Genomic DNA, 24,346 nt, shown 5'->3' on the forward strand with positions numbered 1-24,346 from the left:
CTCCCTTCACGCCGTCACATCAATGATTATCTCGGGAATGCAGCCGGTACTCCACCATCAACAGTCAGCAGGCAACCGGTTGTTTTTTCCGCTTTTGAAGAAGCAAAAAAGAGGATCGCATCGGCAATATCTTCTGGATATATATTCACTAACAATGCTGTGCGCTTTCGATAGTAGTCTTCAAGCTGGTCAGGTTCAATGCCATAAGCTCTTGCTCGTTCTTCCCGCCATGCAGAATTCCAAATCGCTGATCCTTGAAGAACAGCATCCGGCAGAACCGAATTGACTCGAATGCCATATGCTCCCCCCTCCGCCGCAATGCATCTCGCCAAATGCATTTCTAACGCTTTAGCAGCACTGTACGCGGCCGCATTTTTCCCTGCATAAACCGAATTTTTAGAGCCAACAAACACCATGCTGCCGCCAAGGCCTTGTTTCTTCATTTGTCTAAACGCTTCACGCGCCACAAGAAAATAACCTGTTGCCAATACATTGATATTCAAATTCCACTCCTGTAGTGTTGTTTCATCAAATGGGCTTGATGTAGCCAATCCAGCATTATTGACAATAATATCGATTCCTCCGTAAGTCCGTGCCGCTTCTTCAAATGCCAGCCTTACCTCTTCTTCTTTTGTCACGTCCATTCGTACCGCAATCGCTCTTCCTTCTCCATGCTCTTTATTAATTTCAGTCGCTACCCTCGCCGCTCCCTCTATATTAAGATCAGCCACCACTACATGGGCTCCTTCTAAAGCAAAACGGCGGCACGTTTCGCTGCCGATTCCCCCCGCTCCTCCTGTCACAAACGCAACCTTCCGCGAAAATTCTGCTTCAGGAGGAGCAAGAGTTAGTTTGTATAGCTCCAATGGCCAATACTCCACCTGATAAGATTCTTGTTCATTCAACGAAACAAATCTCCCTAATGATGTAGCTCCTTTCATCACAGCAATCGCTCGATGATACAACGCTCCACTTACCTTCGCCATCGCTAAGCTTTTTCCGGTATTCACCATACCGATACCAGGAATTAAAATCACTCGAGGGACCGGTTCAAACATTTTATCTCCTTCCGTGCGATTTCTTTCAAAATAAGCTTCATATTCCTTTTTAAAACTGGAAATCCCTTCCTTGATTTTTTCGATTAGCTCCTGTACATTACCTGTTTGCGGATCCCAGTCAATATATAAAGGTACACGCTTTGTATGTACCAAATGATCAGGGCAAGCTGCGCCAATTTGTGAAAGCACAGGAGCTTCGTAGCTATTCACAAACTGTAAGACTTGATCTGTATCATCGTATGACACGATCATGCGGTTTGAATGACTTACAAGCCTACGAATGATCGGCATTACTTGAGCTAAAATCGCTTTACGTTCATCTTCTGTTAATGCTTTATGTTTTGGACCTCCAAATACTGTCGCTTCGTTTACACTCCGTTGAATATATTGCTCCGCTTCATTGATAATTGAAATGGTTTTTTCATAGCATTCTTTCGACGTTTCTCCCCAAGTAACAAGACCGTGCTTTTCCATCAATACGAGCTCAGCATTTGCATTCCTTCTTACCCCCTCCGCAATCATTTTCGATAAGGTAAACCCCGGGCGAACATATGGCACCCAAACAAAACGATCTCCATATATCTCTTCGGCAATCTTTTTGCCATTATCAGCGCAGCAAATACTAATAATCGCATCTGGATGTGTATGATCAATATGTTTAAACGGCAAAAACGCATGCAGCAAGGTCTCGATGGATGGCCGAGGATGCTTAGAGTTGATCATACAATGTGATAAATACTCCACCATTTCTTCATCTGACATCTCCTCCCGTTCCATCAACGGGCGAATATCTTCTAATCTTAAACCTGTAAAATGTTGTGCTTTCATTGTCGCTAAATCTGAACCGCTCCCCTTCACCCACATTACTTCCATCTCTCGTCCACGAAAATCTTTCGTGATCGCCTTCATTGATGTATTGCCTCCGCCCCAGTTTGCTACTGAGCGATCCGCTCCAAGCAGATTAGAGCGATACACTAATTTCTCCAGCTCGGTTTGCAACACTGTAAATTCACTATCATTCCATAAATTTCCTACCATAATTCCCCCGCCTTTTGTTTTATTTTTGCTTGCATTGTTTATGATTGTATTTTTTAGCAGATATCATCAACATTAAAAATCATTCTTATTTTTCTTTCTTTTATGAAATGAATTTATGATGTGTACATCCTAAAGGAACCAAAGTTGTGACCTCATCCTTGCTTTCTTTTTTGAAAACAGAACGATAGGTCTTCGAAATATACACTTCCAACTTTATTATTTCTATCACTCATCTTTTTTCTTTAATAACAAAGAGGTTGCTCAATACAGCTTAAAAGGGCTTTGAGACAACCTCCCTCTATTCATTAGAAATCATAGTTGCCGGCATTTTCAGCAGTAAAATCTGTTGGCGGTCCCATAATCACGGTTTTTCCATCCTCTTTGACCTCAATTTTTCCTACATTATCAATATTTTGTCCGTCTTGCGGCTTTTTGCCTTCAACTAAATCCTTAGCCAATGCAACTGTTAAATATCCAAGTTTGTTTGGCTCCCACAAAATTGCAACATCTAATGATTGGTCCTCTAAAAACGGCTTAGAATCCTTAGGTAGAGCTGTTCCCACGACTGTAATTTTATTTTGTAACCCTTTTTCTTGAATCGCTTGTGCTGCTCCTAAGGGAGCTGGAGTTGAAAACGCCATAATGCCTTTTAAATTTGGATAGGATTTGATTAAATCAAGAGTTTTCTGATATGCCACCTGCTGTTTTTCATCTGTGGCAATTTTATCGGTCACCAATTTAATACCGGGGTAATTCTCTTCTAATTCTTTCTTAGCCGCGTCAATCCAAGCGTTTAAATTAGCGGCAGAAAGACCTCCTGTTAAAATAGCGATTTCTCCTTTATCTGTCCCTATCTTTTCAATAAGAGTTTTAGCAATATGACGACCATAAATTTCATCGTCAATTTGATGAATGGACAATTCAACAATCGACTGATCTGCCGGTGTATCCCAGTCTATCACTTTAATGCCTTGTTCTTTTGCCTTTTTTAACACCGGAGTTAAAGAGGCTGGATCATTTGGCGCCACTGCAATAACGTCTACTTTTTGGCTAATTAAATCCTCAATAATTTTCACCTGCTGTGCTGCGTCAGCTTCAGTTGGTCCTGTGTAAATCACATCTACCCCTAAATCCTTTCCAGCTTGTAATGCTCCTTTTTCGGCAGCGTTAAAATATGGAATACCAACCAGCTTTGGAACAACAGCAATTTTTAATTTACCGTTAGCATCATTTTTCGTTTCACTTGCTTGGCCATTATTAGCGCTTTTATTCGATGTAGCTGAATTTTGCGAAACACAGCCTGCTAAAAGGCCAAAGAGAAACAGCAATGAAACGAAGAATTTCAATTTCTTCATCTAAAAACTCCTCCTTTTCTAATCACATACTATTTAGGCAAACGATTCAACAGTAAAGTGCTCAAGAAGTAACTTGCATCCTGTCCTTGTTTCCCAATTTGGTTTTAGCAAAATTAATAACAAGCACAGCGATTAAAATCGCTCCCATAATCACGTTCACAATGGTGCGCGGAACTTCTAACAAATTTAATCCATTTGAAAGGATTTGAAAAATCATAACCGCATATACGGTTCCAACCACCTTCCCGTATCCCCCTTGAATTTCCGTGCCTCCTAAAACAGCAGCTGCCACACTTTGCAAAAGGTAAGAAGAACCTAAATCCACTTTGGCGGTGTTATATCTGGAAGTCATAATAATAGCAGATATAGCAGCTAAAAATGAGGCATACAGATATACTTTTAAAATCACTCGACTCGTGTTGATTCCTGAAAAGAGAGAAGCTACAGAATTACTTCCTATCATGTACACACATCGCCCCCAATATGTTTTTCCTAAAAGAACGGATGTTACAACAGCGAAGAAGATAAAAATAATCATAGATAAAGGAATGAGCCCTAAATAGTAGCCATTTCCAATCAAATTATACCAATCGCTAAAACCCGAGATTGAATTTCCTTTTGTTATACTGAGTATCACCCCCTCAAACAAAATCATGGTTCCTAATGTCACTAAGATGGGGGAAACTCCTATCCTCGTGACAATAAAGCCGTTCATAAATCCGCAAGCTAAGCCGATTAGTATCCCAACCAAAATCGATATCATCATAGGATAGCCATGGCTTTGCATCATAGCAATGGAGACCCCTGAGAGCGCTGCAGTATAGGTAATCGAAAGATCAATCCCACCCGTTATTATCACCACCATCATTCCCAATGCCAGCAATCCGAATTCCGGCAATTGAAACATCATGTTATTTATATTTTCAGCACTTAAAAATCCTGGCGCTATAATCGTCATGACGACAAAAAGTGCTAAAGCTATTAAACCAAGTATATTTTCTTTTGATAACGCTATCTTCACTCCTATTCCCTCCTTTTTTATGAATCTATTTCTATTCTGGATAATTGGGCTTGAGCTCGTTTATATTGAATATGATCATACGAAACTGCTAATAAAATAATGAGCCCCACCACTACCTTTTGCCAAAAAATATCAATTCTTGCTAAGATAAGTCCATTTTGTATGATACCTAATAAAAGAACCCCCAATATTGTCCCGATAACCGTTCCTCTCCCTCCCATAATATTCGTTCCACCAAGTACTACAGCCGCAATCACAGATAGTTCTAACCCAGACAATCCATTAGGATCTACAGCCTTAGTGTAGGAAATTTGCGCAATAGCGGCGATTCCCGCCAAAAATCCCATATAAGCAAAAACGAAAATTTGAACCTTATTGAAATTAATTCCTACTCTAAGTGCTGATTCTTTATTTCCGCCAATCGCTAAAATTTCCCGACCCATCACAGTGTGTTTTAAAAGGAACCAAGTTAGAATAGCAATCAAAAAAAACAGCCATATTAAAATTGAAACACCCAATATTTTGATATTAGAAAATTTCAAGAAAACTTTAGGGAAATCTGTGCTGTTTAAATACTGTCCGTTCGTAACATATAAAACGATTCCGTTAATCATACTCATTGTTCCAAGCGTCACTACAATCGCAGGTATTTCGATCTTTGACACAAGAAATCCGTTAATTCCTCCTAATATTATTCCAAGCAAACAAGCAATCACCAACAACAAGAATAGCGCCCCTATATGATCAGGAACCATCACTAAAAGTTTCCCTATCACTACGCAAACGGCTGTCGTCACAGCTGCAACGGATACATCAATGCCCCCTGTAATAATCACCAACGTCATTCCCATGGCTAATATGCCAAGGACAACATTTCCTTTAAGAATATCAAGGATATTATCAATGGTTAGAAAAACAGGATTGATAAAGGATAGGACGATAGAAAGTATGATGATGATAACCGCTATACTCGCTTCCTTTTTCATTATACTTTTCACATCATCGCCCCCTTGCTTGGTTGAGTAACTGTTGAAAGAGCTCCATGATGATTTGCCGGGCTAGCTCCGAGCAATGCAAGGTTCATGATATTTTCCTGTGTAGCCTCTTGAATGTTTAATTCTCCCGCTATTCGACCATGTTTCATCACTAAAATACGATCACTCACTGCTAAAATCTCTGGAAGCTCCGAAGAGATAACAATGACTCCCATCCCTTCAGACGCAAGTTGACGAAGAAGTTTATGAATTTCTGTTTTCGCTCCAATATCAATGCCGCTCGTCGGTTCATCAATAATCAGTATTTTTGGATTCGTTGCCAACCATTTACTTATGACTACTTTCTGTTGATTTCCTCCTGATAATTGGCCAACCTTTCTTTCAGGCGCTGCTGGTCTAATGTCAATTGCTTGAATATAGCGTTCTGCTAAATCAACTTCTTTTTTTCGCTGAATGAGGCCCAGCTTAGTTCGAAGCGCTTTCAAAATAGAGATAGAAATATTGTTTATCACTGATTGTTCTAAAATTAACCCTTGTATCTTTCTATTTTCAGGAATATAAGCAATCCCATTTTTCACAGCTTTTTCAGGTGACGAGATGAATACCGCCTCCCCCTGAATTTTCACTTCGCCTTTATAGGGATTATTAACCCCAAATATAGCCTGAGCAAGTTCCGTTCTTCCCGAACCTACTAATCCAGTAATCCCCAATACCTCTCCTTCTTTTAACTGAAAAGAGATGTCCTTAAAATTCCCTTCTTTTGATAAATTTCTAACTTCTAATATTACATTTCCGATCTTATGGTTAACAGCTTGACTTCTTTCATACTGGACCTTGCGCCCAACCATTAAAGTAATAAGCTTCTCTTCATCCATCTCTTCTTTTAAATAGGTTCCTACGTATTTTCCGTCGCGTAAAACAGTAAATCGATCAGAAACCGTGAACAGTTCTTTTAATTTGTGACTTACAAAAATGACAGATATTCCCTTTTGTTTAAGCCTATCGATAATATGATAAAGTTTCTCTACTTCACTAGAAGATAAGGAAGCAGTAGGCTCATCCATGACAATGAGTTTAGAATCAAATGCTAAAGCCCTTGCAATTTCAATCAACTGTTGTTGAGCAATGCTTAGCTTTTCGACGGGTGTATATAAATCAATTTGAAAATCAAGCTCGTTTAATACTTTTTGAGCTATTTTTTTTATTTCGTTCCAATTGACTCTTTTCCATGATTTATTATAAACATCCTTTCCTATACAGATATTTTCAGCTACTGAAAGATTAGGAAATAGACTCAAATCTTGATATATAATGGAAATGCCCTTCAAGACGGCGTCAATCGGCTTTTTGATCTCTACTTTCTTACCCTCAAAATAAAATTCAGCTCCAAAATCCGGCTGATAGACCCCAGCTAATATTTTGATTAATGTTGATTTTCCAGCACCATTTTCACCAATTAAAGCATGGATTTCTCCTCTTTTAACTTCTAGTCTTACATGATCAAGCGCTTTCATTCCATGAAAGGTTTTACTTATATGCTCCATCCTTAATAAATATTCAGACATGGCTATCCCTCTTTCTCTTGATTCGGTTCACTCACATTGTCTCTATATCGCTTTAAAAATTTAACTATCACTTTCTAGAAAGTCGACAGTCAAAGACCATTTTCTAGACTTATCTTCGTTATGCAAATGTGCCATAAAGATTCGAACGATGTGCTGTGAGAGCAATTCATAAACCTTAAGAAACGTTTCTTTATTCAAGCGTCTAATCCTTGAAAAATCTTTCGTTATATACATCCAAAAGTTATGGCTCATGAAATCTTTAATAATATGTTAAATTTCTTTGTCTGCAAAATTCATTTACTTCTTCAATAGTTGGAATGCCGGCTTGAGCCCCCCACTTCGTTACTTTTAATGCGCTAACAATGGTAGCAAATTGCGCAGCCCTTATAAGTTCTTGACCGTCAGCTATCGAGCATGCTAACGCCCCAGCATATGAGTCGCCGGCGCCAACTGTATCGACCGACTTCACGGAAATGGCTTCAATATATTCACATTTTCCATTTTCACACACAAAGGAGCCTTTATTAGCCATTTTGATAATCAGATTCTTCACTCCCATTAATTGAAAATGCTTTGCTGCCTCATATGCTGCATCCACTGACATAACATCTATTCCAGTTAACGCTTTTGTCTCCTGACGATTCGGAATAATTAAATCTGCATGCTCCCACGCGCGTACCGTTATTCCTTCGGCTGGTGCAGGATCAAGAATCACAAACATTCCTTTCCTTTTTGCCTCTATCATAGATTGAATGACTGCTTCTGCTGGAATTTCCATTTGAACCAATAAAATTTTACTATCAAAAATTTTTGAAAAAGCTTCACAAACATCTGTATCTCTTAATTGATCGTTTGCTCCCTTTACTACGAACATGGTATTTTCTGCTGTGCGATCAACAGTAATAATGGCACATCCAGTTGCAACGTCTCGGATTCGCTTAATATAGGTTGTATCAATATCGTTTTTTTGCAATGCCTTTAACACTATATCTCCATACCAATCTTGTCCTATCATTCCAATCAGTTGAACCGTTTTCCCCAAACGTGCACAGACCGTTGCTTGGTTAGCTCCTTTTCCTCCCGGCAATAACTCCACTTTTTCTGCAAAGATGGTCTCTCCTTTAGCAGGATAGCGAGCAGTACGCGCTACGATATCAATATTAATGCTCCCCACCACTGTAATATCATTCATGTTTCTCCTCACCTTCTGGATTTATCTCATATGCGTTTGACAATGATGGATAAATCGTTTGATTTGTAAAACTGCATCTTCTAAGGATTGTGTAGAATTAAACAGACAAGATGTTCCTAGCACCAACATATCTGCTCCGTTTTCTAAAACTTCTTGCATCGTATGATAGCCTATATTTCCATCTACCTGGATATTCACATGATAGTTTTCCTCTGCGATGAGTTGTTTCAACTTTTTGATTTTCTTCTTCATTAGAGGTATAAATTTTTGTCCAGAAAATCCTGGATTTACAGTCATTACTGTGATGTAATCTACCATATCTAAAACATATTCAATATTAGCAATAGGAGTTGAGGGATTTAACGCTACCCCAGCCATTAAGCCGCTATCCCGTATTTTTTGCAACGTTTTTGTCAAATGGACAGTGGCTTCTACATGTATGGAAATCATATCTGCTCCTGATTCAATAAATAGTTCTAAGCAATCCTCTGGTTTTTCAATCATTAGATGGATATCAAATGGAAGATTTGTGGAATTTCTTAGTGTTCTTATCATATCAGGTCCCATTGTGAAATTAGGTACAAATTTCCCATCCATAATATCAAAATGAAAATAATCTACTCCTGCTTGTTCCAAACGATTAACATTATCCCGTAAATTCCCCATATCCGCACACATAAGAGATGGTCCAATTAACACCATACTATTTCTCCCTAGATCTTTTTTGATTCTTAATGGCTAAAATCTCTTTCATTAGCATCGATTCTTTTCCAAAATAGTCATAAAGAAATTCATACCATGTAAATAATTGATGATAGATTGCTTTGTTTTGTTCATTAGGTTGATAAACAATCGGTTCATAATGAATCATACGATACATAGCTTCTTCAATCGTGTCCCATCCACCATTTTCTTTTCCTGCTGCCGTTGCCGCTAATACTGCCGCTCCCATTGCGCTAGCATATGGTAATGTAACCACATACATCTTTTTACCTGTTATATCTGCGAATAATTGCATTAATAATTTATTTTTCTCTGCTAGTCCTCCACAGGCATATATTTCATTTATTTTGATACCGCTTTCACAAAAGGCATTTAAAATTTTTTTCGTTCCAAAAGCCAAAGACTCCATTAAAGCTCTATATAGATGCTCTGGTTTCGTTTGTAAAGTGAGCCCAATAATAAGTCCACTAAGATTGGCATCTTTTAAAATAGAACGATTACCATTCCACCAATCTAGCGCAATTAAACCATGTTCTCCAGGTCGTAAGCGCGATGCTTTATCTTCCAGTATTTGATAAATAGAATCTCCTGATCTGACAGCTTCATCCATTAAATGAGAAGGAACACCATTTTTTATAAACCACAAGAGTGAATCTCCTCCTGCACTCTGACCAGCTTCATAACCAAAATACCCTGGCAGAATGCCATCTTCTACTACTCCGCTAATACCAGGGACAAAAATTTCTCTGCGATCTATACACATATGACAGATGGATGTTCCCATCGCTAACACCATTTTCCCTGGTTGGGTTACCCCCGCACCCAGTACAGCAGCATGGGCGTCAATCATGCTGACAGAAACCGCAACACTTTCTGTCAGTCCTAATTCATTCGCCATCCCCTTCGTTAAAAAACCTGCTCTTGAACCGACTGGATAAATGCGTTCATTCAGCTTTTCTTTAGTAAAATGTTTGAAACGAGGGTGGATTGCTTGGAAATATTCCTCAGAAGGAAAACCAATTTGTTTGCTCCACATTCCTTTATATCCTGCCATACATGAGCTTCGTCTCTCTGATCCTACCAGCTGCATTACAATCCAATCTCCTGCCTCAATAAATTTATCGGCAGCTTCATATACTTCTGGGGACTCATGCAATATTTGCAGAATTTTTGGAAGCATCCACTCTTCAGATATTTCTCCACCGTACCTTCGCAAGAAATATTCTTGGCGTTGATGAGATATCTGATTGATTAGTGCTGCTTCTTTATGCGCGGCATGATGCTTCCATAGCTTCACCCAAGAATGTGGATTCTCTTTATATTTCGGATCTAAACAAAGAGGGAGTCCATTTTTTTTGATGGGTAAAATTGTACTTGCAGTAAAATCAATACCAATACCTATTATATTTTTTACATCAATCCGGGAATGTTCCAAACATCGCTTAACAGTGTCCTTTAGGGCGTATAAATAATCCTCAGGATGCTGCAATACCCAATTTCGTTCCAGCTCTTGCTCTGATCCCGGCAGCTTCTCTGTTATGATCCCATGAGGATAGCAGCCAACAGCTGCCGTTATCAGCTTTCCAGACTGCACATGGACTAGTACCGCCCTAGCAGATTCGGTACCAAAATCAATCCCAAACACATACTTATCGTTCAAGCACCCTCACCTCTATTTGTTTGATTATTATTTTAATTCAGATATTTTTGTTTTTCAATAATTTTTTTGTTTTTATTTTTGTTTTATATAATTTTAAATTGATGTTATTTTGTTTTTGTTGTTTTTTTTACAATTTGTACAATAAATTAAGATGCTTAGTACTTAGTTTATTTTATTAGAATCAAGCATATTTATTTTTAATTTTTTTCATATAAAATCAAATCTTTTCAGCATTTTTATGTTATAAACAAAAGAACATTAAAGTTTGTTTACGCCTGATAAACAAATTCTTTATAATAAATCTAGGAAAAAGTCCTTGTTTGTAGAATTATGACTTTAAAAACCGAACAAATCGGATAAAGACAAAAAAAATGAAAGATTTTTTTCAATAGTGAGGGACAAGCCATCGACTTACCTTCCGGCCGTAAATTAATGGCATCATAAGTTAAGATTTTTTGGTTATGTAATGATAAGTTCTATATCGATCCAGCCAAAAAAATAACGCCGATCTCTAGGTTTTGGGTATACCTAGAGATCGACGACTCTGTCTTAACCATTTTTTCATAATCAATCGCCCTTTTTTCTGATGCGAGTCCGCCAGATGAGAAAAGGACCACAATCAAGCGACATGTAAGAGTCACCATAAAATGCAGGCTAATGCTGCAAGAGGCAGTCGGATAACAGCTGTGCCGGGAGCAAAATGTCATTGCGCTTTACATCGTATAGACCATACGGAATAAGACGAAGCCCCGGCAGAAAATCACATGTTAAAAACAGCAGCGTATATAAAATATCGTGGAAAGGAAAGCCTCTTTTCTGAAGAGCATGCAGCAGTTGATCGTGGTAACGAACCGCTGCCTCAAACGAATCATCGATCGTCATCATCCCTGTAAACGGCAACGGAATTTCGACGACAATTTCGTTATGGTCGACTACCACCACACCCCCGCCCATTTCGTGCACTCGCTGCGCCGCAATAGCCATTGCCTTCGGGGATTTGCCGATCACAAGCAGTTCAGTTGTTGTATTGTACGTCGACGCCATACCATCAAGATTCACTGCAAATCGATCTAAAATCGCCTTCGCTACCCACTGCCCATCGCGGGCAATAAGCGAGGCATAAAGCAGCCCTTCGCTTTTAGAAAGATCCGCATATCCATTCACCGATGGTAAAACAACGTCTCTTCGTTCTGTAATGACATTGCTTTTAAGCGAAACAACAGGGACAGAGCGGTGAGCCGACAAATGCGGATAACAGTACAAGCGTTCATCCGCTAATTGCTCTTTTGGAAACAAAAATGGCTTTTTTGTCGCATACTTATTCCATTTTATTTCTGGGAATGGCGTGAGCAGCTGCCCGTCTTGAGCAATAAGTGTTCCTTTCGAGATGACAAAAGTCGGTTTAAAAGTGGTTAGGTCAGGCAGAAGTACAATATCAGCAAGCTTGCCCGGCGCTATTCCTCCAATTTGATCATCAAGGCGCAAATATGTCGCCGCATTAATCGTTGCCATTTGCAGAGCCGTCATCGGCGGCACTCCAAGTTCGACCGCTTTTCGAATCAATCCGTCCACAAAACCTTCTTTTTCAATAAAACTAGGATGAGCCCCATCTGTCGTCATGGTAATTCGTTGTGTATTGACCCGCCCCTCAGTAATAAGACGAATAATCTCCGGAAAATCCGGACGGAGAGAACTGTTGCGAAGCGTGGTCCACATCCCAAGCCGTAGCCGATCAAGCGCTTCTTTCGCTGTAATCGCTTCATGACAAGCATCGACGCCGCTTGCTGCAATACTATTTAACTTGTCATAAGAACAGCCGGCCGTATGTCCGTCTACTATTTTTCCTATTTTTTTCGCGATTTCGATTGTCTCCATTAAAACTGGATCGCCTTCGTACAATAATGGCCACCTTGTCACTTCAGCCGTCCCGGCGACTTCATCCATAAAAAGCAACGCTTGAATTTCTTTTGGTTGAAACCAATCGCGCTCCCCAGGGAAATCCGCTTGTGAAACAAGGCGAACAAGCCAAAAGAAGTTGCCTGGCATTGTTTGCAGATCACGGACTAATTGTTTAAATCCGTCAGCTCCCAAGTGCAAATAAAAAAACAAGTTATCGTTCACGGTCGTCGTAGTGCCTAAAGACAATGCCTTTTTTGTCATACTAACAGGATTATAAAAAACCCAAGGATGAGCATGTGGTTCAATAAATCCGGGAGAGACATACATTCCGCTTGCATCCATGATAATGGTTTCATCATTTACTGTCACATCCTTCTCCCCAACATAGGCAATCGTATCTTGATAAATGGCAACATTTTGCTGCAAAAACTCTCCAGAATAAACATTAGCAACCATTCCGCCTTGAATGACAAGATCAGCGGGGCGGCGGCCTTGAGCCACTTCTATTAGTTCGGTTCTTTTCGCTTTTCTTATCAATGGACTCCCTCCGTTTTTCAATATATGGCTTTCTTTTACCCACAGTGAAAAAGAGCCAAGGAGGCGATAAACGCTCTTGGCTTTTAAAAAAATACAAGCACACCTCAAGCATGAAGCCATGGATTTACTTGAACGCACGGTCCCATTCCCTCTTCTTCAAGCAGCTTCCGGACATCATCAGGAATGGGGACAGCAAAGATGCGGCCGCTGTCTTCTTTTACCCAGCCTCTCACTTCAAAGCCGTAACCCGTTCTCATCTCTCCCCGGAACACTTCATGTTTTAATTTGACCGTTTTACGTTTAATTTCCTCGACTTCCGTCTTAATGGTTACAACATCATCGTAATACAATGGATGCTCAAATCTACAATCGGCCTGAAGAAGAGGAAGGATAATTTGCTGTTCTTTCATTAGTTTTAAAGGCGGCAGTCCAATGCTTCGGAAAAATTGATGTCCGGCGATATCAAACCACTTAAAATAGTTAGGATAGTAGACAATTCCAGCTGTATCGGTATCGCCGAAATTGACACGGAGCTGAAATTCATTTCTTTTCATGCCCATCGCCCCTTCAATGGTTTCCTTCCTCTTATTGATGCTTCAATAATTCTCGCAATTTAAAACGTTGAATTTTTCCAGTAGCGGTTTTCGGAAGCTGATCAATAAATTCAATCACGCGCGGATGCTTATAGTGGGCTAAATGTTGTTTCGCAAATTGTTTTAGCTCTTCTTCCTTTTCTTTCGATGGTTCTATTCCATCTTTCAGCACAACGAACGCTTTCGGAATGGTAAGATTCCGATCATTTTCAATGCTCACGACAGCAGCTTCCAAAACATCATCATGCTGTAAAAGGCAATTTTCAATTTCAATCGGAGAAACCCATATTCCTCCCACTTTGAGCATATCATCGGAACGCCCGCAATACCAATAGTATCCATCCTCGTCACGATAGTATTTATCGCCAATATACAACCAGTCTCCAACAAATTTTTTCTTATTTTGCTCATGAAGATTCCAATAGCCGTGAGCAATGGAATCGCCATGAATCACCAGATCGCCTATTTCGTTAGGCGGCAATTCCATTCCTTGCGAATCAATAATCTTTACGTCGTAACCCGGTACCACTTTTCCTGAACTTCCTTCTTTAATATCGCCCAGCCGATTGGAGATAAAAATATGAAGCGCCTCTGTAGATCCGATCCCATCTAAAATATCCACATTGAACAGTTCCTTCCATTTTCGATAAAACGCAGGCGGAAGGGCCTCCCCAGCAGAAACACACACACGCAAGGAACGAAGATCAAACTGTTTCCCCGTTTTTTGCACATAATCAATCATCGCTCCATATAGTGTCGGAACACCGAAAAAGATGGTTGGCTTGTACGTTTCAATAGCTTCAAATATCATTTCCGGCAAAGGGCGTTCTTTCACAAGAATCGTAGAAGCACCGACACCGAGCGGGAAATACAGGCCTCCGCCCAGTCCATAAGCAAAATACAATTTCGATGCGGAGAGACAACGATCATCTTCGGTGATTTTGAGCACTTGCTTAGCATAGGTATTCAATGCATATTCCATGTCGTGCTGTAAATGGATCACCCCTTTTGGCTCTCCCGTGCTGCCGGAGCTAAAAAGCCAAAATGCTGCATCGTCTTTATTTGTCGGGGCAACGTCCAACTCCTTGCTGGCGCGATCAAGCAAGCGATAAAAATCAAGGGTGCCATCCCTTTTAATGTCAGCGCTTTCATAAATTACGATCACATGCTCTAAAAACACAAACCGCTCCTTTAAATGCTGAAGCGTCTCCCAAAGATCGGCATGAATAATCAACCCTTTGGCGCGGCTATTATTTAAAAAATATTCGTAATCAGACGGCTGCATCATCGTGTTAACCGGAATTGGCACAGCCCCGATTTTAATGGCACCAAAAAATGTGTAAATAAATTCCGGGCCGTCATGGCATACCATAATGATACGATCTTCCAATTTATATCCAAGTGCCCGCAGCATATTCCCCGTTTGATTCGTTCTCTCCTGAAGCTCGCGATAACAAATTTGCTGATCGCGATAATAAATCGCCGTCTTTTCTCCTAATCCATTACGGATATGGTCATCAATAAACAAATTCCCTGCATTATAAAGCATCCCTAGTCCGCGTAATTCCATGGCTCACCATCCCATTATTTTAAAATTGGACATCAAGTGGACCCATGCAGAAACCGAAGCAGGAAGCCCGCAGAAATAGGCTTAACCAATCCATTTCCGGGGCCTCATTCACGAACCTACCCTTTACATTCCCTTCCAATTTGGCTGGCGTTTTTCTAAAAAGGCGCTCAATCCCTCTTTCGCATCCTCCGAACGGAATAACAAGTTTTGTAGCTCCCCTTCGTAACGAATTGCCACATTTAACGGCATTTCTTTTCCATTCATAATCGATAGCTTAATATTCGATACCGCATAAGTTGCACTGTTGACGATCTTCCGCGCATATTCCAGCGTCCGTTCCCTCGTCTCCGCTTGTGGAAATACCCTATTTACCAGCCCGATCTCTAGCGCTTCTTGCGGCGTCACCGTCTCCCCGCTAATGTTCATATCCAACGCACGAGAATAGCCAACCAGACGCGCCAGCCGCTGCGTACCTCCTGTTCCCGCCAACACTCCCAGCGTCACTTCCGGCAGTCCGATTTTTCCTGCCTCCTCTCCCATGAACCGAAGATCGCACGCCAATGCCATTTCCAGGCCTCCCCCAACCGTATGCCCTTCTAAACAAGCGATATACACTTGAGGAGAGCGCGCGATTTTATCTAATGTCTCGTTACAGAACAAGCAAAATTGCGTTTTAAACCGCGGATCCGCTGCCCGTAAAAAATGGATATCCGCCCCCGCTGAGAAAAATTTCGGCATATCGCTCATCAGCACAACCACTTTTATGTTTGGATCAAACCGAATGTCGTCGATCGCCGCATTCAGCTCCTGATAAAAGGCGAGATCATAAGAATTGGATTTGTTAATGTGCAAATGAATTTCCGCCACCCCTTCGTTTTTCACCACTGTTAAATTTTTCGTTTTTGTGACTGTTTCTTGTGCCATACCCATCCCTCCAAATAGATTAGTCATCCATCGCTCCATACTGAACACATGAATGCTGCAACATCCATTAAAAATTTGCCGCTTTCGCATCCTTCCACAAGCAATCTTTCCATTAACAAGCGGTTCAAAAGGCAAAGCGCACCCTCAGATTTTCATCGCTTTTCCTCTACTTCATCCAATGTCCTCCGCCATCGCACCCATTCGAAAACACTTTTGCATTGATGACAGTAATATTGCGAAACAAGCTGCGCAGTTCCAAACATAGACATTTTTGCCACATCCACCGAATGACAAAATGAGCAATACACCGCCTCTTGCCTATCCATTTTCAGGCACCCCTTTTTATTATGTTTTTGTAAATATCGTATATAAAACATAATAATTAATCGTCTGAATATTGTCAACAATAAAACAAAAAATATCCTGTATTTATTTAATACATCTATATTCTATCTGTATTTTTTATAGGTTGTTTTTTCAACAAAAAAGTAACGATCGTTTAAGTTATATAAAAAAGAACGTAGAACCATACACTGGCTCTGCGTTCTTTTTCAGCTAATCCCTTAACATCCCACACGATATTTCAATTTCTTATAGTTAAGATACAAACGAAGGATATTTTCTAGCTCAATAGCTAATCCGGACGGGTTTCAATTCCTCGTAGTTAAGATACAAACGGGAGCAGGAACGACAGCAGTAGTAGCTATGAAACAATTTCAATTCCTCATAGTTAAGATACAAACTAATAGCAAACGCGATCAGATAAATAAGATTCTCCGATTTCAATTCCTCATAGTTAAGATACAAACGAAAGATGTTCATCGCTCGCTCTTCGCCGTTTTTGTATTTCAATTCCTCATAGTTAAGATACAAACTCTGATGGGAGCGGCAAAAACGGTACCGTCCACATACAATTTCAATTCCTCATAGTTAAGATACAAACTGCTTAGCCCATTCTTTCACAATATCCACTCCAAAATTTCAATTCCTCATAGTTAAGATACAAACCCAACAAATGTTGATGGATTAAGCTTTTTGGTTTTTGGAACGATTTGTTAGTTTTATTATAACGAGAGGTGCATGTTTGTGCAATGGTTGATCGGACAACCGTTTCATTCAAAATGTATGTGTCGTCGATCTCCAGGGATTTTTACGCCATTGGAGGTCGACGACTTTATTTTTTATCTGTGCTTTGTTCAGACCCCGTAGCGATCCGAAGGGGATCGCATGACCAATAAGCTATATCAATCCGGCTTATCAATTCATCCCAGTAAAATTTTAAACGGGCGCATCTGGAAAGGCAGACTGGGTTTATATAGAAATCCTCTTTTTTTACTCAACAGTTTATGAGAAACAATTTTTTCTCCCTCATCAATAAAACCATTGGCTCCCGGTCGGTCTCGTACGGCTTTATCCTTCCATTATTTATCTTGCTGCTGCAAATGATATTTTTTCATAAATTGTTCAGCTCTTCCGCGACGGTCCGTAAATTTTTGTTTCCCAGTATAAAAGGGGTGCGTATCTGAACTAATTTCCACTTTAATAAGCGGATATGTATTCCCGTCTTCCCATACGATCGTTTCGTTAGAAGATTTGGTCGATCCGCTTAAAAATTTATATTCACTGTTGACATCCATAAAAACCACTTTTTGATAGTTAGGATGAATGCCTGGCTTCATTTGAGAATCACTTCCTTTAGATTATTTTCAGCAAAGCGCTACTTCGTTTCGCGATGCAGCGTATAGCGCTTTAAACGTGGTGAATATTTTCTTAATTCTAAGCGCTCTGGATTATTTCGTTTATTTTTTGTCGTGATATAGTTACGGTCACCTGTCTCTGTGCACTGTAAAACAACTTTTACTCTCATGCCTAAGATCCCTCCAAACTGAAAATATTTGATACACCATTAAATCGTAATAATTACGATTTAACATATTCAACTTATCAAAAAAATAAGCAACTGTCAATCGTCAAGAAAGAAAGTCAGATTCGCCCTCTCATAGCTTAGAGAAAAAATCCTAAAAGTTGACGATCGCTTTGTCGTTCTCTCTTCTCCTTTTGTGGACAAATATAGATTTACTTTCGGGCCATCTATAAATAAAAATTTTTTCTTATTTTCCCTATAATGTAAGCGTTTTTATCTTTTTTTCATAAAAACCGATATTGACAATCAGCTTTATCGGAATTATGATGAGTATAAAAATTCCATAAACAAACCGCTTATCAAGAGCGACCGAGGGAACAGGCCCAATGACGTCCGGCAACCTCCCGCAATCGGGAACGGTGCCACATCCTGCAGAATGGCTTTCATTCTGAAAGATAAGTCTGGTATTTACATACCGATGCCTCTTTCTGAGTGAAAGAGGTTTTTTCTTTTATATGGAGGTCCATGCAAAAATTTTCGTTACCATATGAAAAGAGCCATCGCGAGACTTTTTGCAAATTCCATTCTTTTTAAAAAAGCTCGACTCTCAGGGGGGAAAGTGATGATTGAAATCAAGGATGTAACTAAAATTTACACATCGAAAAACAGGCAAGTCATCGGCGTCGATCACGTCTCTTTGACCATCCAAGCTGGAGAAATTTTTGGCGTCATCGGCTATAGCGGCGCCGGCAAAAGCACGTTGCTGCGCTGCCTCAACCTTTTGGAGCGGCCGACATCTGGACAAATTATGATAGACGGCGTTGATTTAACATCTTTAAACAGCGAACAGCTACGGCAAGCGCGTCTAAAAATCGGAATGATTTTTCAACATTTTTATCTTGTCAGTTCAAAAACAGTTTTTGAAAATATCGCATTCGCTTTAAAAGCCGCTAACAAACCGAAGGAGGAAATAGAGAAACGAGTCAATGAGTTGCTAGACATAGTCGGTCTGTCTGACAAGCGAGATGCCTACCCTGCCCAGTTGAGCGGCGGACAAAAACAGCGAGTCGGCATCGCGCGGGCGCTTGCGAATGATCCCAATGTCCTTTTGTGCGATGAAGCAACATCGGCACTCGATCCAAGCACAACCAAATCCATTTTGACACTGTTGAAAAAAATTAATCGCGAATTAGGCATCACTATTGTATTGATTACCCATGAAATGGAGGTAGTGAAAGATATATGCGATCGCGTCGCGGTTATGCAAAATGGAAAAATTATAGAATTAGGAACGGTATATGAGCTTTTTACCAATCCAAAGGAGGAATTAACGAAATCTTTCATCAATAGCATCCTGCAATTTGAAGTTCCTGACCATCTGTTGCAAAAACGGACAGGAACGATGGTGAAAATTTTATTCAAGGGAGAGAGCGCCGAAGAAGCGATCGTTTCCGATATGTTGCAAACCTTTAAAGTGAAAGGCAATATCTTACACGGGAAAATCGAATATATTCAAAACATCCCGCTCGGCGTCTTTATCATGGAGCTGACAGGAGAGCGCAAAGAAATTGAACGAGCGCTCGATTATATTTCCGAAAGAACCAATGGATTGGAAGTGATTGCGCATGCTGCTTAATGCTCTTATCGATCTTATTCCTGAACTAAACAAAGCGTTTTTAGAAACGATTTATATGGTCGCCATCTCTCTTTGTATCGCGATCCTTATTGGACTTCCGTTGGGGATTCTGCTTTTCGTCACGGATCGGGGCCTTTTTTTAGAAAATAACATCGTCAAATCCGTTCTAGGCTTTGCGGTCAATCTGATTCGTTCGATTCCGTTTGTCATCTTGCTCGTCGGGCTGCTGCCGCTGACAAGACTGATTACCGGAACCACCATCGGTCCTACTGCTGCCTCTGTCTCGCTGTCGGTTGCCGCCATTCCTTTTTTCGCAAGAATGGTAGAAACCTCATTGCGAGAAATTGAGAAGGGAGTGATTGAAGCAGCAATTGCCGTTGGGGCTACGCCGTGGATGATTATTAAAGATGTACTGCTGTCGGAAGCTCGCCCGGGCATCGTCCACGGGATCACCATTACAACGATTAGCTTAGTCGGATATTCTGCCATGGCCGGCATTGTCGGCGGCGGGGGCATTGGCGACTTAGCGATCCGTTTTGGCTATTATCGCTATGACAATACGGTGATGATTACAACGATCGTTGTTTTAATTTGTCTTGTTCAAATCATTCAATTTAGCGGTGAACGCATCGCCCGTCTTGTCGATAAACGGTAAAAAACAACGCAATCGATAAAATAATCAAGGGGGATTTCAACATGAAAAAACGACTGGTTTTACTTATTTGCCTTCTTTCCTTTTCACTTTTAGCGGCATGCGGCAATAAAGAAGCTGCTTCCGGAAGCACGCAGAAAAAAGAGCTGACGATTGGCGCAACTTCCGGTCCATACAGCGACATGGTCAACCAAGCGATCAAACCGCTGTTAGAAAAGAAAGGATATAAAGTCAAAGTAGTGGAATTCAGCGACTACATTCAACCAAATTTAGCTTTAGCCAATGGCGATTTAGACGCTAATTTATTCCAGCATAAAATTTATATGGAGACATTCGCTAAAGAGCATCATCTTGATCTTTCTGAAGTCATTATTGTTCCAACTGCTCCAATGGGGATTTATTCAAAAAAATTTAAATCACTAAATGAAATCAAGGATGGAAGCGAAATGGCGATTCCGAATGATCCTACGAACCTGGCAAGAGCACTACTAATCTTACAAGACCAAAAACTGATCCAGCTTGACTCATCCGTCAATCCGCTCACTGTTTCGGAAAAAGATATCAAAGAAAATGTCAAGCACCTTAAATTTAAACCGATTGAAGCAGGGCAATTGCCGCGGACAGTTGAAAGCGTCGATTTGGCGGCGGTGCCCGGCAACTTCGCTTTAGCGGCAAAAATGGACTTAAATGACGCTCTTGCCCTAGAAAATATGCCGGATGATTATCGCAATCGCATCGTTGTGAATACAAAAGATTTAAATCAACCGTTTGTCAAAGATATCCAAGCAGTGGTTCAATCAAAAGAATTTGAAAAAGTGATCGACCAAAATTTCAAAGGCTTTGGAAAGCCAAAATGGATGCTGGAACGAAAACAATAACTTCTCCCATACACGCCGTCTCCTCACGGCGTGTGTCTTTTTCACAGCATGGAAATAGACGTTTCGTCATCGAACCATTATAGTAAAAATAGATCGAAGAACAATAAAGAGGCGAGAACCATTGACACACATTCAAGGAGGCAGTACAGAATCTAGCAAAGCAAGCTGGGCGCTGTTTTTGGGCGGATTTGTTACCTTCGCCAGCTTATTATACGGCTCAGCCGCTCTTGCCGCTGTTCGCAAAAACCTTTCACATTTCTGCCGCTTCAGCTAGCTTAGCCATGTCTGTATCGACCGGTGCATTAGCCATTATCATTCTCCTTGCCGCGAGTATCTCGGATCGCGCTGGAAAAAAGAGAGTGATGACCATCTCGTTGCTGTTAACATCGTTATTAACGATGGCAAGCACGCTACTCTCCCACTTTCCTTCTCTTGTGCTTGCGCGCGCGTTACTCGGTATGGCAGCTGCCGACGTCCCCTCTTTAACAATGGCTTATATTACGGAGGAATTTCAAGCAGAAGGAATTGGCAAAGCGATGGGGCTTTATTTAGCGGAACCAGCATTGGAGGCATGGCTGGACGAATAGCGATCAGGCTATTAACCGATTGGTTTTCATGGCGGACCGCACTGTTTTCCATAGGAGCCTTTTCGCTTTTATTAAGCGTTATTTTCGCCGTGATCCTGCCGGCGCCGCGCCATTCTGCCCCAAAGCCGTCTAGCGGCAAAACGGCTTTGGCGGCCTATGTTGTCCATTTGCGCCATAAACCGCTGATGTCGCTGATTATGCTCGGCTTTTTATTTATGGGAGAGTTTGTGACGCTGTACAACTATATTAGCTTTTTATTAAGTGAACCGCCATACTCATTAAGTCTATCCGTGCTTGGATTTTTGTTTATGGTGTACTTATTCGGAAGCTTCAGCTCTGTTTATATGGGAAAAAAAGCCGATTTATCTGGATATGCGCCCACATTAAGTCTATCGGTCACATGGACCATTCTCGGTGCCGCTATTCCCCTTATTCCTTCTGTTGCGATAAAGCTGATTGGGCTTTCACTATTTACGTTTGGCTGCCATTCGATCGCCAGCACATGGATTGGCAAATGCACAAGGCTCTATAAAGCGCAAGCAGCTTCTCTTTATCTGCTATTTTATTATGTAGGGTCGAGCTTGGCGGGGACAGCAGGAGGTTGTTTTTAGATGCATTTTCATTGGTTGGGTGTGATCGCGTTTATCATTGCTTTGCTGCTGTTAAGCTATCCGTTGATTAGATATGCCCAAAAGCATCTCCAATAAGTGTTCGTCCTGTCTGCTATCTTGTTCTTCCTAAAAGCGTTCCCGCTTTCTCCTTCAATAAAAAACGCCGGCGGATCTTCTGTTTCCGCTAGCGTTCCCCCATGCTTCAATCCCTAAAACAAACCTTCCGAAGGTAAGTTTCCTCAATGTCATCTAGTAGAGTCGGGCGGCCGAGTCTCGAAAAAGAGTTCACCTTGATCACACGAATCGATGACAACGGCAAGATCATACATATTTTCCCAACCGACACTCTTCCAAAGATCATTCATTTCGTCCTTAAAAGGACAAGAACGTGCAAGTTCCCTTCCTCTCATTGACTATGAATCGGCTCCAGACATGCACGAACATCATTTTTCGGTGAATTGACAATCGAATCTACTTCATACATGCTCATCTTTGCCGCGGCATATGGCTTAAGCAACGATTTCACATAATCGGTATCCTCTAGCTTTGCATCCAGCCATGCTTCATGCTGCTCTGGCGGCAAAATGACCGGCATCCGCTCATGAATGGGGCTGACCAATTCATTTGCTTCCGTTGTAATAATGGTACATGTATACAACGCCGTCCCTTGCTTGTCCCATTTTTCCCACAGCCCTGCAAAAGCAAAAGGCTCACCATTTCGCAACGTAAAACGATACGGAATTTTGTTCGTCCCTTCCTTTTTCCATTCGTAAAATCCGTCCGCTAAAATTAAACAACGGCGCCGTTTCAACGCTTGACGAAAGCTCGCTTTTTCATCGACGGTCTCGCCTCTCGCATTGATCATCTTCCAGCCGATTTTCGGATCATTCGCCCAAGCGGGCACGAGCCCCCACCTCATCATTTTTCCGATCCTTATCCCATTCTCTTCAACAACCGTCAGCACCGCTTGGCTTGGCGCGATGTTAAAACGGGGCGATAGCGGTTCAGGAAAAACAAAATGAAACAACGCTTGCAACTGCTCCATATCAGCCGCCAACGAAAAACGTCCGCACATCCCAATCCCCTCCTTTAAATATATACTTATGTACAAGTATAACACTAAGAGGGAGCGATATGCGCGCTCCCTTTCATCTTTTGCTCCATTATGTCCATCCGTTTTCTCTACCTTGCGCTTTCCTCAGCTGCTTGCACTTGTATACGAACGCAATGCAAACCGCCAAAAGCGACGTGCCAGCCATAAAAACACAACAGCCAGCAATCCAGCAATAAGCGCAGTCGCCATATTCCATTTTCCCAGCAACGATAAAGCCGGCATATTCGTAATTACCGCCGCTGGCAGCACATAAGTCAAAATCACGCGCACCCAGCCGCGGTACATGCCGATCGGAAACCGCGCTGTTTCAAAGAAGGAATCAAAAATAAAAGATAAATCATCAATGCGGATCACCCAAAACGAAGTCGTCATCAGCATCATCCATAACGAATAAATCAATACAAGCGACGAAGCCATCGTGATCAGAAAAACGAGTATATCAACCAATGATGGCATATAATGCTTTTCCGCTAGTCCATAGACGATCAGACCGAGGCCAAGAGCAACATCAATCAACCGCCAAAACACTAAATGACGAAAGCTCACATAAAACATGCTATCAACAGGCTTGGTTAAAATATAATCAAGCGTGCCGCGGCGAACGTGCTCAAGCAAGCGCGGCATATTGGGGCGCAAAGCAAAATCGATCCAGCCTTTCAATGTATTAAAGACGCCGAGCAGCACAAGTACATCTGTATATGTCCATCCTCCAAGCCGATCGGTCTGATAAAAAAAGATATGGATGGTCAAAATCGCAATCCCAATGCCAAAAAAGCTGGAAACCAGATTCCCAAGAAACTCGCTACGATATTCCAGCTCTTCAACAAAGCACGCTCGGAAAAATTCGCGGAAAATTCGCCAGTATCTGCCCATG

Annotated in this window: 20 protein-coding genes, 1 pseudogene, 1 CRISPR repeat array and 1 riboswitch; of the genes and pseudogenes, 4 read left to right on the forward strand and 17 right to left on the reverse strand. The window is 41.1% G+C overall.

The window, feature by feature from the left end; translation table 11 throughout:
• Positions 1–26: 26 nt before the first annotated feature.
• The 15 genes from B6A27_RS15465 to rpmG form a co-directional block, all read right to left on the reverse strand.
• Complete coding sequence (locus tag B6A27_RS15465; RefSeq protein WP_080862574.1) at positions 27–2,096, reverse strand: bifunctional aldolase/short-chain dehydrogenase; 2,070 nt, start codon at positions 2,094–2,096, stop codon at positions 27–29.
• A 305-nt stretch (positions 2,097–2,401) separates the two neighbouring features.
• Positions 2,402–3,451 carry an autoinducer 2 ABC transporter substrate-binding protein gene (locus B6A27_RS15470; protein WP_080862575.1) on the reverse strand — a complete coding sequence of 350 codons (1,050 nt, stop codon included), beginning with the start codon at positions 3,449–3,451 and terminating at the stop codon, positions 2,402–2,404.
• Positions 3,452–3,512: 61 nt separating this feature from the next.
• Positions 3,513–4,472 (reverse strand): ABC transporter permease, encoded by a 960-nt coding sequence (locus tag B6A27_RS15475; RefSeq protein ID WP_080862576.1) that lies wholly within the window; start codon positions 4,470–4,472, stop codon positions 3,513–3,515.
• Positions 4,473–4,489: 17 nt separating this feature from the next.
• A complete protein-coding gene (locus B6A27_RS15480) occupies positions 4,490–5,470 on the reverse strand; it encodes an ABC transporter permease (protein ID WP_052661035.1) in 981 nt (326 codons plus the stop codon).
• On the reverse strand, positions 5,467–7,032 hold the full coding sequence (locus B6A27_RS15485) for a sugar ABC transporter ATP-binding protein (RefSeq protein WP_080862577.1): 1,566 nt from the start codon (positions 7,030–7,032) through the stop codon (positions 5,467–5,469). Before B6A27_RS15485 ends, B6A27_RS15480 begins: the two co-directional genes overlap by 4 nt.
• A gap of 259 nt (positions 7,033–7,291) precedes the next feature.
• Complete coding sequence (gene rbsK, locus B6A27_RS15490) at positions 7,292–8,224, reverse strand: ribokinase (RefSeq protein WP_080862578.1); 933 nt, start codon at positions 8,222–8,224, stop codon at positions 7,292–7,294.
• Between the two features lie 21 nt (positions 8,225–8,245).
• The gene (rpe, locus tag B6A27_RS15495) at positions 8,246–8,926 is read right to left on the reverse strand and encodes a ribulose-phosphate 3-epimerase (RefSeq protein ID WP_080862579.1); all 681 of its coding nucleotides are present in this window, start codon (positions 8,924–8,926) and stop codon (positions 8,246–8,248) included.
• A 1-nt stretch (position 8,927) separates the two neighbouring features.
• Complete coding sequence (locus B6A27_RS15500) at positions 8,928–10,607, reverse strand: ribulokinase (protein WP_080862580.1); 1,680 nt, start codon at positions 10,605–10,607, stop codon at positions 8,928–8,930.
• 654 nt (positions 10,608–11,261) lie between these two features.
• Entirely contained in the window at positions 11,262–13,043 is a 1,782-nt protein-coding gene (locus tag B6A27_RS15505; RefSeq protein ID WP_080862581.1) for an adenine deaminase C-terminal domain-containing protein, read from the reverse strand.
• Between the two features lie 104 nt (positions 13,044–13,147).
• Entirely contained in the window at positions 13,148–13,597 is a 450-nt protein-coding gene (locus B6A27_RS15510) for an acyl-CoA thioesterase (RefSeq protein ID WP_066148495.1), read from the reverse strand.
• 31 nt (positions 13,598–13,628) lie between these two features.
• The gene (locus B6A27_RS15515; protein WP_080862582.1) at positions 13,629–15,206 is read right to left on the reverse strand and encodes a benzoate-CoA ligase family protein; all 1,578 of its coding nucleotides are present in this window, start codon (positions 15,204–15,206) and stop codon (positions 13,629–13,631) included.
• 123 nt (positions 15,207–15,329) lie between these two features.
• Positions 15,330–16,130 carry an enoyl-CoA hydratase/isomerase family protein gene (locus B6A27_RS15520; protein WP_080862583.1) on the reverse strand — a complete coding sequence of 267 codons (801 nt, stop codon included), beginning with the start codon at positions 16,128–16,130 and terminating at the stop codon, positions 15,330–15,332.
• A gap of 152 nt (positions 16,131–16,282) precedes the next feature.
• Entirely contained in the window at positions 16,283–16,507 is a 225-nt protein-coding gene (locus tag B6A27_RS19505) for a PaaD-like zinc ribbon domain-containing protein (RefSeq protein WP_483294918.1), read from the reverse strand.
• A gap of 203 nt (positions 16,508–16,710) precedes the next feature.
• A CRISPR array of direct repeats spans positions 16,711–17,138; the repeat unit is 30 nt; unit sequence ATTTCAATTCCTCATAGTTAAGATACAAAC.
• A 413-nt stretch (positions 17,139–17,551) separates the two neighbouring features.
• The gene (locus B6A27_RS15525) at positions 17,552–17,809 is read right to left on the reverse strand and encodes a type B 50S ribosomal protein L31 (protein WP_044741903.1); all 258 of its coding nucleotides are present in this window, start codon (positions 17,807–17,809) and stop codon (positions 17,552–17,554) included.
• A 38-nt stretch (positions 17,810–17,847) separates the two neighbouring features.
• Positions 17,848–17,997 (reverse strand): 50S ribosomal protein L33, encoded by a 150-nt coding sequence (gene rpmG / locus B6A27_RS15530; RefSeq protein ID WP_080862584.1) that lies wholly within the window; start codon positions 17,995–17,997, stop codon positions 17,848–17,850.
• Between the two features lie 350 nt (positions 17,998–18,347).
• A riboswitch (SAM riboswitch) is annotated at positions 18,348–18,456 on the forward strand.
• A 160-nt stretch (positions 18,457–18,616) separates the two neighbouring features.
• On the opposite strand from rpmG, the gene B6A27_RS15535 reads away from it, so the two are divergent.
• From B6A27_RS15535 to B6A27_RS15550, 4 genes and pseudogenes are all read left to right on the forward strand, one after another.
• Entirely contained in the window at positions 18,617–19,630 is a 1,014-nt protein-coding gene (locus tag B6A27_RS15535) for a methionine ABC transporter ATP-binding protein (protein WP_066150420.1), read from the forward strand.
• A complete protein-coding gene (locus B6A27_RS15540) occupies positions 19,620–20,285 on the forward strand; it encodes a methionine ABC transporter permease (protein ID WP_044741901.1) in 666 nt (221 codons plus the stop codon). Before B6A27_RS15535 ends, B6A27_RS15540 begins: the two co-directional genes overlap by 11 nt.
• Before the next feature lie 41 nt (positions 20,286–20,326).
• Positions 20,327–21,160, forward strand: coding sequence for a MetQ/NlpA family ABC transporter substrate-binding protein (locus B6A27_RS15545; protein WP_080862585.1), 834 nt, complete (start codon positions 20,327–20,329; stop codon positions 21,158–21,160).
• A gap of 121 nt (positions 21,161–21,281) precedes the next feature.
• Positions 21,282–22,454, forward strand: a pseudogene (locus B6A27_RS15550) (MFS transporter).
• A gap of 310 nt (positions 22,455–22,764) precedes the next feature.
• Here B6A27_RS15550 and B6A27_RS15555 read toward each other — a convergent pair.
• Complete coding sequence (locus tag B6A27_RS15555) at positions 22,765–23,433, reverse strand: SOS response-associated peptidase (RefSeq protein WP_080862586.1); 669 nt, start codon at positions 23,431–23,433, stop codon at positions 22,765–22,767.
• 123 nt (positions 23,434–23,556) lie between these two features.
• Entirely contained in the window at positions 23,557–24,345 is a 789-nt protein-coding gene (locus B6A27_RS15560; protein ID WP_066150410.1) for an ABC transporter permease, read from the reverse strand.
• Position 24,346: the final 1 nt, after the last annotated feature.

Source organism: Anoxybacillus sp. UARK-01, assembly GCF_002075365.1.
Taxonomy (GTDB): Bacteria; Bacillota; Bacilli; order Bacillales; family Anoxybacillaceae; genus Anoxybacteroides; species Anoxybacteroides rupiense.